Origin of the sequence: Cellvibrio zantedeschiae (genome assembly GCF_014652535.1) — a bacterium.
GTDB lineage: Bacteria > Pseudomonadota > Gammaproteobacteria > Pseudomonadales > Cellvibrionaceae > Cellvibrio > Cellvibrio zantedeschiae.
Genome location: NZ_BMYZ01000001.1, coordinates 2004350 through 2015943 on the forward strand (window position 1 = coordinate 2004350; position 11594 = coordinate 2015943).

The following is an 11594-nucleotide window of genomic DNA, read 5'->3' on the forward strand; positions in this document are numbered from 1 at the left end:
GATTAAATGGAATTTAATCCGCGCTCTAGATCTGCAATTAAATCTTTTACAGACTCCAGACCCACTGAAATACGAATCAAATTTTCAGTTATACCTGCTTCGATTTTTTGCTCAGGCGTCAAGCGGCCATGAGTTGTTGTCGCAGGGTGAACTATAGTGGTTTTAGTATCGCCAAGATTGGCAGTAAGCGACATAATTTTTGTTGCATCAATAACTTTCCATGCAGCTTCGCGTTCACCCTTTACGCGAAACGATAAAACACCACCAAAAGCAGATTGTTGTTTTGCAGCAAGTTCATGCCCCACATGTGAAGGCAAACCTGCGTAAAACACTTTTTCTACTTTAGGGTGCGCATGCAACCATTGCGCAAGTGCAAGTGCGTTACTGGAATGAGCTTCCATACGCAAACGCAAGGTTTCCAGACCTTTTAAAAAAATCCACGCATTAAATGGACTCAAGCTTGGGCCAGCGCTGCGAATAAATCCAAGCACTTCGTCTACCAATACTTTTGGTCCAGCCACTACGCCACCTAAACAACGGCCTTGGCCATCAATATATTTGGTTGCGGAATGCACAATTAAATCTGCACCTAGCTCCAACGGACGCTGCAAAGCGGGTGTGCAGAAACAATTGTCCACCACCAACAAGGCAGTGTGCTTGTGAGTGATATTTGCCAAGCGTTCTATATCTATCACATCACATAAGGGATTTGATGGCGTTTCAACAAACACAATTTTTGTCGCGGGTGTAAAAGCAGCTTCCCACGCGGCGTAATCAGTTGGCGCAACAAATGTTGTTGTGACGCCAAACTTCTGCATAAATTTGGTGAACAAAACGGTGGTGGTACCAAACACACTGCGTGAGCAAACAATGTGATCACCTGTTTTTAGCAATGCAATGCAAGTGCTTAGAATGGCAGCCATGCCTGATGAAGTACCAACGGCAGATTCTGCACCTTCAAGCGCAGCAATGCGTTCTTCAAATGCACGCACCGTTGGGTTGGTATAACGCGAATAAACATTGCCGGCTTGCGCGCCAGAAAAACGCTCAGCAGCTTCTTGCGCGCTGCCGAATACGTAGCTTGATGTCAGGAATAAAGCTTCGCTGTGCTCACCCTCATGAGTGCGCACCTGACCCGCACGCACGGCCAGGGTATCAAGTTCGTATTGCAAAAGTTCTTGTTCAAAATGTTCCATTAGCTTAAGCCTGTATCAAATATGGTCACTAATAATGTACGACTAAATTAACCAAAAACCAAACACCACTTTAGTGCCCATCTTTATATTTACTCCAGCTTAGGACTTGCGATGCTTTTCTGCCTCGGCGCGAGCTTCACGCATTTTCTTCAATGCAAGCTGCGTGCTGTTACGCATACGGCTTAAAGCCAAGGTTAATTGATGGATTTCGTTATGAGTATTGAGATCAATACCAGCAGTATCCACTGGTGTGTCTTTGCCGGTTGATACCTCATGGGCAACTTCAGTTAGCTTTTTAATAGGCGATATAATTGCAGCGCGAACAAACCAGAGTGCGATGATAAAAGGCACAAGAATCAAAACAATTTCTTTTATACCAACAAAATTCAAGGCCTTCATATACAGCGGATTAGCAGGGATGCTTACGCTAATCACACCAGCAACGTCACCTTCTTTAAATCCAAAACCGTGTTCAGATCCATAACGCTTGATAACATCTTCCGGCGCTTTTGCTGGATCACCATGACAAGAAATACAAGATGCCTTGTGATAAATCGTTTGCGCAAAACGGTATTGTCCATCGACAAATTCGGAGTACTCAGCTGCACCGGTTTTGGTTACGATTGCCAAGGCCGTTTTTTCAAAGTCGTCCGGAGCATTAACTGGATTCATCACATTTTGTGATGTCATATGGAATTTGGCCGGCGAAGAAGATTTTGCAACCACTTCTGAAAATTCACGTTGTGCCAAAGCCGGGTTCTTGGAATAGAAATGCACAAATCCTTCTTCATCAATATTTTCACATGAAGCTTTGTACAATTCCTGGCTCAGAAAACTTTCTTTACTGCCCTCCTTTACCCAAACCCTGCCATTTTGTGCGACCCACGCACCAAATGACTCAACGTTAGAAACCACCGTTTTAGCTTGGGATTTAAGTTCCTGCTGATAAATATTTTGCAGCATAAAATAATAAGCCAAGGTGTTTAGGCTCACTATTAGCAAAAATAAAGCGACGAATTTTGCGGAGATAGATATCTTATTCTTTTTCATTCCATACATCCTTACAACGAGGTTTAGTCTTATTAGTTTGTATTATTATTGAAGCAACAATTTTTCTGCTTTTTGTAAAAACACCTGGCGTTCAGAATTGGCATCTAATTGTTCGCCCAGTGCCAAGGCATAATGACGAATGGCTGCCGGGCCAAATTTTCCGCTAGCAAGCCACTGGTCAAATACATCTTGCGATATATCCTGACCAATAGGCCCTACAAATTCAGCGAACAAATCATTTAACTGCAAAACCAATTGTCTTGCAGCCGGCGATAATTTTTTTAAACCTGAGTGATCTACCATTTGGGTTCCTTGATCATTAAAAAATTAAACACAATAAATAGATCAACTCATAGATGCGCCGTTGTGAAGCCCCATAGGCGCATCAGTAGGCTTACCGGTTTTTTTATTGGATTTAGCGGAGTCATTACGCGCCGCGGCTACCCTATCCAAATATTCCTGGGTTACATCGCCACCAATATATTCGCCAGTAAATACGGCACAATCGAATTCGGTCACTTTGCTGTTACCTTCGGTAGATGCTGCAATCAAATCCGTTAGATCTTGATAAATTAACCAATCAGCGCCGATTTCTTTACACACCTCTTCGTCAGTACGACCGTGTGCAATTAATTCAGATGTGGTTGGCATATCAATGCCATACACATTCGGATATTTCACCGCCGGTGCTGCAGACGCGAAATACACTTTGCGCGCACCTGCATCGCGGGCCATCTGGATAATTTGTTGGCAGGTAGTCCCGCGCACAATTGAATCATCCACTAACAACACATTCTTGCCTTTGAATTCCAATTCGATAGGATTCAATTTTTGGCGTACAGATTTTTTACGTTGTTGCTGACCGGGCATAATAAATGTGCGGCCGATGTAACGATTTTTTACCAAACCTTCACGAAACTTCACGCCGAGTTTTTGTGCAAGCGCTTGCCCTGCTACACGGCTTGAATCCGGAATTGGGATCACTACATCAATATCGTGATCGGGTCTTTCACGCAGAATTTTATCCGCTAATTTTTCGCCTTGACGTAAGCGCGCTTTGTAAACCGAAATACCATCCATAATGGAATCAGGGCGCGCAAAATATACGTGCTCAAAAATACAAGGAGCCAAACGCGAATGCTTGGCGCACTGACGGCGATGCAGTTGCCCGTCTTCAGTGATATAAATTGCTTCGCCAGGTGCAACGTCGTCGATCAAATGAAAGCCTAAAACATCCAGCGCAACGCTTTCAGAGGCAACCATATATTCAACACCCGCTTCGCCTTCGCGCGAGCCGTAAACCAGAGGGCGAATACCATTCGGATCGCGGAAGGCAATTAAGCCATAGCCGGCAATCAGGGTGACAACCGCATAACCACCGCTAATACGGTTGTGTACGCCGCTTACCGCCGCAAAAATATCATCCGGTGTTGGTTTTAATTTGCCTTGTAATTGTAGTTCGTGGGCGAACACATTGAGCAGTACTTCTGAATCCGAATCTGTATTTACGTGACGCAGATCCGTTTTAAATAAGTCTTCGCTGAGCTTTTCGGTGTTGGTGAGGTTACCGTTGTGTGCCAGCGCTATACCGTAAGGCGAATTCACGTAGAAAGGTTGAGCCATGGCAGGACCAGAGCTACCTGCAGTTGGATAGCGAACGTGACCAATCCCCATATTTCCAACTAAACGCTGCATATGGCGCGTTCTAAATACATCTTGCACCAGACCATTGGCTTTTTGTTGCGCCATGCGGCCATCCTGACAGGTCACTATACCAGCAGCGTCCTGACCGCGATGTTGGAGTATGGTTAGTGCATCATACAACTGAACGTTGACATCGCGCTTACCCACAATACCTACAATGCCGCACATACTTGCTCACCTTTAATAAATCGAAAACGTGGTTAAAATTCTGGTTAAAAAGCTTTGCTAACTATTCTACACGCTGTTGTTTACACAGCTGTTGTTTCAGGTTTTTTTAATAAACCGACAACCCAGGCAGTAATGCCATTAATCCCGTTTTGCACCGCTGCCTGGTAAGGTGAAAAATAAGGGATTAGTTGAGATTGCTGATACCAGGGGTCTTTAGTAATCGCTACGTAATTAGGTACGTAAATCAAAAAGATCATTATCACGAGTAGCCCGCGTACAAATCCAAACACCGTGCCCAGCAGGCGATCTGTACCTGATAAACCTGTCGCTTTTACAATAAGGCCAATCAAAAAATTTAGGAGGGCGCCGATTAGCAATACCCCAATAAAGACCAACAAAAAGGCCGCCATAGCCCGCAATGAAGGTGTAGATATTGTGTTAACAAGAAAAACTTCAAGACGGTGGCTGAACACATTGGCAACAACCAAGGCTACAACCCAGATGACAAGCGACAAGGCTTCTTTGATAAAACCGCGCGCGAGGCTGATAACACTGGATAGCGTCAAAACAATCACTATGGCCCAATCTGCCCAATTCATGCGCCGGAATTCCCCGCTTCACTAAGGAGGCGCATTTTAACAGAGCCGTCCCATATCAAACAGCTCTTTAACCACAAGTTTACTAGTGACATTCGCGATTGTTCGACACCTGATCACTTACGGCTGGAAGCGCATAACCATGGATTTCACCTTAAGGCGCTTATCCATTTGCTCTTTAAGTGCCTGGGCTTGTGCCCTATCCAACTTGGGGCCTATATAAACGCGGCTAATCGAACTGTTGCCACTAGTCGTTGTACGCACGTAGGCCTTTTGCCCATCGGCCTGCAAATCATCACGCAATTTATTGGCAGCCTCTTTAGTCGTAAAACTACCGACTTGAACCACCCAGGCATCTGGCAAACCTTGCTGATTTAAAGGCATTGCAGGCACTGAAGAAGCATGTGCAACTGTTGCTTTGACGGACGAAGCCGTAGAACTTGTGCTGGCAGACGAAGCGGCAACTGCCGGGGATTGCTCGGGCGCAGCTTCCGTGGGTGCAAACATAGTTTCAGGTGCAGGCGCCGGTTCTATATTGGGAACGGGTTGTGGCGATTTGAATTCTTCTGCTACCAAATTCGGGCGGGCAGGAATCTGGGATTTGGTGTTGACCTGGTAATCTTTCTTCTCCTTAAAGAAGCTGGGCAGCAGCAACACTGCTACGGCGGCCAATACTGCCGCGCCGATTAACCGATGCTTTAATGTGTATCTCACAGTGGACCTCGAGAAGCTTGTGTATCCGCCGACAATAAAAAATCCAACGCAGCGGCAACGGTGAAGAAAGAACCAAATACCACTACGCGATCTTGTGGTTGGGCCTGCGCCAAAACGCTGCCCATCAGCTGGTTTATATCGCCAGATTGTTTAACCTTGGCATTCAATGATAATAAATTTTCAGATAAAGCTTGAGTGCTGGCGGCACGCGGAATATTCGATAAATCCAGTAAAAACCATTCATCCACCACAGCAACCAAATTCGCCAAACTGGCAATGCGATCTTTGTCGCTCATCATAGCGGCTATAGCGAAAGTATTTCCGGCTACAGGCTCGGCAGTCAAACGCTTGGAAAAATATTCTGTTGCGGCAGGATTATGAGCAACATCCAAAATAAATTCGCGATTTTGATAAACAATTTTTTGAAAGCGGCCTGGCAAATTTAAATTCAATAATGTTTTTTCAATGTATTCAGGCGCTAATTCAACATTTAATAATTTTATTGCTTGCAAGGCAGCAGCCATGCTTGGCAAAGGTAAATGGGGAGCGCGCATGGCTGGTAAATGTACATCATCACCTAACGCCGTTTTACCTTGCCAAAGCCAGGACTGCCCATGCTCACTGAATGAAAATTCTTTTCCAATGAAATGGGCATGTGTATTTAATTGTTTTGCAAGATCCAGGATTGTTTGTGGAGGATGTTCATCAGCGCAAACAAACAATTGTTGATCGCGCAAAATCCCTGCTTTTTCTCGCCCTATAACTTCGCGGTTGTCACCTAACCAATCTTGATGATCAATAGCAATCGATGTAATGACCGCGACATCTGCATCAATAATATTGACTGCATCGAGCCGCCCACCAAGGCCAATCTCTAACACCATGCAATCAACATTGTGTTGCTTGAAAATTTCGAGTGCGGCCAAAGTGCCATATTCAAAATAGGTAAGGCTAATTTCGTTCGCATGAGTTGAGGAGCCACAAGCATCCGCAATTTTTTCGAAGGCTGCGCAAATAAATTCATCGGCAACTGGCTTGCCGTTTATTTGGATTCGTTCATTGTAATGCAGTAAATGTGGCGAGGTATAAACTCCCACATTGAAATTGGCAGCGTGCAACAAAGCCGCCGTTGCCGTAACGCAAGAACCCTTACCATTAGTTCCTGCAACAGTAACAACTTTTGCATGGGGTTTAAGTAAATCTAATCGCGCAGCAACTTGGCGAATGCGATCTAAACCAAGATCAATTTCTTTAGGATGGCTTTGTTCAAGCCACCCCAACCAATCTGCTAATGACGTGAATCTCATAGAGAGAATTAATTCAACACGGGCTGACGAGTAAATTTAGCGAGGAGAGAAGCGAGTTTATCGCGCATATCGCGGCGGTGAATAATTAAATCGATAGAACCGTGGTCCAACAAAAATTCTGCACGCTGAAAACCTTTCGGTAATTTTTGACGAATGGTTTGTTCAATAATGCCAGGACCAGCAAAACCTGCACGAGCACCTGGTTCTGCTACGTTTAAATCACCAAGCAACGCCAAACTCGCAGAAACACCACCGTAAACGGGGTCAGTCATTACCGAAATATAAGGCGTACCTTGCATTTTCAAACGTTCAATCACTGCCGATGTTTTTGCCATTTGCATAAGCGAAATAAGCGCTTCTTGCATGCGGGCACCACCAGTGGCAGAAAAGCAGACTAATGGAATATTTTCTTTCAAGGCTATAGTTGCAGCGCGCGTGAATTTCTCACCGACTACATAGCCCATCGAACCGCCGTGAAACGCAAATTCAAAAGCAACTGCAACTATCGGCATACCTTTTAGTTCACCGCGAAACGCGACCAGAGCATCTTTCTCGCCAGTTTCTTTTTGTGCTGCAGTTAAACGGTCTTTGTATTTTTTGATATCTTTAAATTTCAAACGGTCAATTGGTTCAACTTCTACGGCCAATTCTTTACGATTTTGCGGATCAAGAAAAATATCCAACCGTGCGCGAGCGCGAATACGCATGTGATGGTCGCATTTTGGACACACATCAAAATTTTTCTCAAGTTCAGGCTTGTACAAAACCGCATCGCACTTAACACATTTTTCCCACAAACCTTCGGGAACTTTGTTAGAGCGTTTGGCTTCTGAACGCGCTGCAACACCGGGAATAATTTTTTCTAACCAACTCATCGTGAAATCTCTTTTGGTTGTAGTTTTTACTCTCGGCGGTTAGAGCTCCGCAAGCTCTAACTACCGATTCACATAATTTCTTCGGGATTAGAGCGAATCAATCGCGGTGCGAATACCGCCAATAATTTCGCCAACTGCGCCTGCAATCACCGCGGGTGATTGACCTTCAAGCGAACCCATTTTTTCGACCAATACGCTGCCAATAACAACGCCGTCTGCCAATTGCGCAACTGATTTTGCTGTGGCTGGATCTTTAATTCCAAAACCAACACATACCGGCAAATCGGTTAGCTCACCGAAAGATGCAAGTTTGGATTTAACATCATCAACATCCAAATGGCCCGCACCGGTTACGCCTTTTAGTGAAACGTAATACAAAAATCCGCTCGCGTGCTCTGCGATTCTGCGTGCGCGCTCAACAGTCGTTGTTGGGGCGAGCAGGAAAATATTATCCAAACCAACCGCATCTAGAGCACCTTTTAAAACCACAACTTCTTCTGGCGGTAAATCTACGGTAAGCAAACCATCGACACCGGCCTCAGCGGCGGCTTTTGCAAAAGCTTCGTAACCAAAACGCTCAACAGGGTTTGCATAACCCATCAATACGATAGGTGTTGTGCTATTGGTTTTGCGAAACTCTCTCACCAAATCCAATGAGCCTGTAAGACTCGTCTTGTGTACCAAAGCGCGCTCGTGGCCTTTTTGAATCACTGGCCCTTCCGCCATTGGATCAGAAAAAGGTACGCCAAGCTCAATTACATCCACACCTTTGCCAACCATTTCATGCATGGTTGGCAATGTTACTTCTGGCTGTGGATCACCATTGACAATGTAGGCGACTAAAAGTTTTTTATCGGCCGCTTTTGCATCGGCTACACGTTGTTGAATACGACTCATCACTTATTTTCCTGTTCTGTTTTCTGCGTATGGCTTTAGACGGTGATACCGCCTATTGTTAAACGGTAATACCGTCCAAGGCAGCAACAGTGTGAATATCTTTATCGCCACGACCAGAAAGGTTGACGATGATGATTTGGTCTTTGCTCATGGTTGGTGCCAGTTTTTCAGCGTAAGCAATTGCGTGGCTGGATTCTAATGCCGGCATAATGCCTTCAGTCAGCGTTAGCTTACGGAAAGCAGCAAGAGCTTCGTCGTCATTGATAGCTACGTAATTGACGCGGCCAATGTCTTTTAGCCATGAATGCTCAGGGCCTACGCCTGGGTAATCCAAACCAGCTGATACCGAATGGGTTTCAATAATTTGGCCGTTCTCATCTTCCATTAAGTAAGTACGATTGCCGTGCAAAACACCGGGGATACCCACACTCAGGGGAGCGGCGTGCTTGCCTGTTTCAATCCCCAAACCACCCGCTTCCACACCGTACATTTTTACGGAAGTATCGGTCAGGAACGGATGGAATAGACCGATTGCGTTTGAGCCTCCGCCTACGCAGGCAACGAGAGCATCAGGTAAGCGACCCGCTTGCTCCAAACATTGGCGACGTGCTTCACGACCAATAATGGATTGAAAATCGCGCACTAATTGAGGATAAGGATGCGGACCCGCAGCCGTACCGATGATGTAGAAAGTATCATCCACATTGGTTGCCCAATCGCGCATGGCTTCGTTCATGGCATCTTTCAAAGTGCGTGAACCTGATGTCACCGGAAAAACTTCTGCACCCAGCAACTTCATGCGGTAAACGTTCAGGGTTTGACGCTTGATATCGTCCAAGCCCATATAAACGCGGCATTTTAAGCCCAAACGCGCAGCAACAGTTGCAGTCGCAACACCGTGCTGACCAGCGCCGGTTTCAGCAATCACTCTGCTCTTGCCGGTAAATTTTGCCAACAAAGCCTGGCCGATAGTGTTATTTACTTTGTGCGCGCCCGTGTGGTTTAAGTCTTCGCGCTTAAGGAAAATCTGAGCGCCGCCCAATTCGCGGGTCCAGCGCTCGGCAAAATAAAGGGGAGATGGACGGCCAACATAGTGAGCCATATCTTTGTCAAACTCGGCTTGAAACGCTGGGTCATCTTTCAAACTGAAGTAGATTGATTCAAGCTCGTCGAGTGCGTGAATGAGGGTTTCTGAAACAAACCGGCCGCCATAGGGACCAAAATGGCCTTCGGCATTGGGAAAACTACTGTAATCAATATCGCTCACTGCTTTATCACCTTATTCAAGTAGTAAATCTAATAAAAGAGCAATTCGCTCGTTACTCCGCTCAGGCATTCCGGGCGTTGTAAATAAATTGTTCGACTTTATGTGCGTCTTTTTTACCGGGCGAGGACTCAACCCCACCGCTGACATCTACCCCATAAACGTGGGTAGACCGGATTGCCGAAGCGACATTTTCAGCGGTTAAACCGCCGGCTAATACGATTGGCCGAGGCGACTGGTTTGGAACACGGTCCCAATCAAAGGTTTCACCCGTACCACCCGGTACACCAGGCCTGTAAGCATCCAGCAAAATTGCCGCAGCGCGTGGATGCTCGCTAATCTCCCGTACAACATCCAAGTCTGGACGCATACGAATTGCTTTCATGTAGGGACGCTGGAATTGTTCGCAAAACTCGCGTGACTCATCTCCATGAAACTGCAACACATGTAGGTCAACATTAGCCAGAACTTGCCGCACATAAGACTCGTCAGCATTAACAAATAAACCGACAACTGTCACAAAAGGCCCTACTGATGCCGCAATTGCTCTGGCCTGCTCAATGGATACCGCCCTGGGGCTCGGCGCATAAAATACCAAGCCAATTGCGTCCGCCCCCGCATTTACAGCGACTAGGGCATCTGCAACCGAGGTTATTCCACAGATTTTGACGCGAATTCTCTTCACTAACGGATCGACTCTAGCAAGGGCGAAGCCTCATTGATCTTAAATAAGCCCTATTGACCTTAAATAAGGCGGCGATAGTACCAGAATTCACCGTGAAAAACCGCAAATGGCAGACTTGGGATGCAAAATGCTGACACCCAAACCAGATAATTTAAACGCCATGTTCAGTAGCAAAACCGCCAATCGGCTCGGGCAGAAACAATGGCCCCGGAGGAGACACAGGTAAACTAAATTCTGCTGGGAAATCTACCGAGACCAAATAGAGACCAAAAGGTCTGGCCGTCACACCGCCAGCGCTCCGGTTTTTAGCAGCCAAGACTTCGCGCACCCAAGTCGCAGGCTTATCCCCTGCCCCCACCGCCATAAGCACACCAACCATGTTGCGCACCATGTGATGGAGGAAGGCATTAGCTTGCACCTCTATTACGATCAAGTCGCCGCGGCGGATTATGTGTAGATAATGAATTTGTCGGATTGGACTCTTAGCCTGACATTGGGTTGCACGGAATGAAGTAAAGTCATGACGCCCCACCAAACAGGCAGCTCCCTCGCGCATTTTATTGACATCAAGCGAACGCGACGACCAGGTAATTTGATCATGCAGCAGCGCCGACGATGTTTTTGCATCGGATATTAAATAGCGATATGTACGGTTCAATGCGCTGAAGCGCGCGTGAAATTGGGGGCTTACATCTTGCGCCCATTTAACACTAACCTCGTCTGGCAAATGCGGGCGTGTACCCATAACCCAGGCTTTGGGTGGGCGTTTTGCCAAAGTATCAAAATGAATCACCTGGTTGGTTGCATGCACACCTGCATCAGTACGGCCTGCACAGACCAGGGTGATAGGCTCATCGGCCACTTTTGACAGGGCTTTTTCCAGCGCCTGCTGCACAGTTTTCACCCCATTAGGCTGGGTTTGGAAACCGTGAAAATCTGACCCCTTGTATTCAATCGCCAAAGCCACACGTTGCATGGCTTCCGGCCACACTGTGTCCTCCACGATCTCACCATTGCGTGTATAGACCTTGCTTTTGGGAATAAAATTATCACTCATAAAAAACCTGTCCAACAGAAACAACAAAGCCTTGCATAGCGCCTATCTTACAAGGGCCCATGCAAGGCTTTCAGTGCCTAG

12 protein-coding genes are annotated in these 11594 nt (G+C 46.3%); all 12 read right to left on the reverse strand.

Features of this window, described 5'->3' with window-relative positions:
* Positions 1-2: 2 nt before the first annotated feature.
* The 12 genes from IE104_RS08890 to truA all read right to left on the reverse strand — a co-directional run bounded on the left by IE104_RS08890 (position 3) and on the right by truA (position 11513).
* Positions 3-1196: an O-succinylhomoserine sulfhydrylase gene (locus IE104_RS08890; RefSeq protein WP_189417609.1), complete on the reverse strand. Its 1194-nt coding sequence runs from the start codon at positions 1194-1196 to the stop codon at positions 3-5.
* Between the two features lie 99 nt (positions 1197-1295).
* Entirely contained in the window at positions 1296-2246 is a 951-nt protein-coding gene (locus IE104_RS08895) for a Tll0287-like domain-containing protein (protein ID WP_189417611.1), read from the reverse strand.
* A gap of 45 nt (positions 2247-2291) precedes the next feature.
* Positions 2292-2549, reverse strand: coding sequence for a DUF8082 domain-containing protein (locus IE104_RS08900; RefSeq protein WP_189417613.1), 258 nt, complete (start codon positions 2547-2549; stop codon positions 2292-2294).
* A 42-nt stretch (positions 2550-2591) separates the two neighbouring features.
* On the reverse strand, positions 2592-4118 hold the full coding sequence (purF, locus tag IE104_RS08905) for an amidophosphoribosyltransferase (protein ID WP_189417615.1): 1527 nt from the start codon (positions 4116-4118) through the stop codon (positions 2592-2594).
* An 80-nt stretch (positions 4119-4198) separates the two neighbouring features.
* Complete coding sequence (locus tag IE104_RS08910; protein ID WP_189417616.1) at positions 4199-4717, reverse strand: CvpA family protein; 519 nt, start codon at positions 4715-4717, stop codon at positions 4199-4201.
* Between the two features lie 117 nt (positions 4718-4834).
* Positions 4835-5428, reverse strand: coding sequence for an SPOR domain-containing protein (locus IE104_RS08915; protein ID WP_189417618.1), 594 nt, complete (start codon positions 5426-5428; stop codon positions 4835-4837).
* Positions 5425-6735 carry a bifunctional tetrahydrofolate synthase/dihydrofolate synthase gene (gene folC / locus IE104_RS08920; protein WP_189417620.1) on the reverse strand — a complete coding sequence of 437 codons (1311 nt, stop codon included), beginning with the start codon at positions 6733-6735 and terminating at the stop codon, positions 5425-5427. Before folC ends, IE104_RS08915 begins: the two co-directional genes overlap by 4 nt.
* Before the next feature lie 8 nt (positions 6736-6743).
* Positions 6744-7610, reverse strand: a complete 867-nt coding sequence (gene accD, locus IE104_RS08925; protein ID WP_189417621.1) for an acetyl-CoA carboxylase, carboxyltransferase subunit beta — start codon at positions 7608-7610, stop codon at positions 6744-6746.
* An 87-nt stretch (positions 7611-7697) separates the two neighbouring features.
* Positions 7698-8507, reverse strand: a complete 810-nt coding sequence (gene trpA, locus IE104_RS08930; protein WP_189417623.1) for a tryptophan synthase subunit alpha — start codon at positions 8505-8507, stop codon at positions 7698-7700.
* Positions 8508-8565: 58 nt separating this feature from the next.
* Entirely contained in the window at positions 8566-9774 is a 1209-nt protein-coding gene (gene trpB / locus IE104_RS08935; protein ID WP_189417625.1) for a tryptophan synthase subunit beta, read from the reverse strand.
* Positions 9775-9835: 61 nt separating this feature from the next.
* Positions 9836-10447, reverse strand: a complete 612-nt coding sequence (locus IE104_RS08940) for a phosphoribosylanthranilate isomerase (RefSeq protein ID WP_189418397.1) — start codon at positions 10445-10447, stop codon at positions 9836-9838.
* A gap of 160 nt (positions 10448-10607) precedes the next feature.
* The gene (gene truA / locus IE104_RS08945) at positions 10608-11513 is read right to left on the reverse strand and encodes a tRNA pseudouridine(38-40) synthase TruA (protein WP_189417627.1); all 906 of its coding nucleotides are present in this window, start codon (positions 11511-11513) and stop codon (positions 10608-10610) included.
* Positions 11514-11594: the final 81 nt, after the last annotated feature.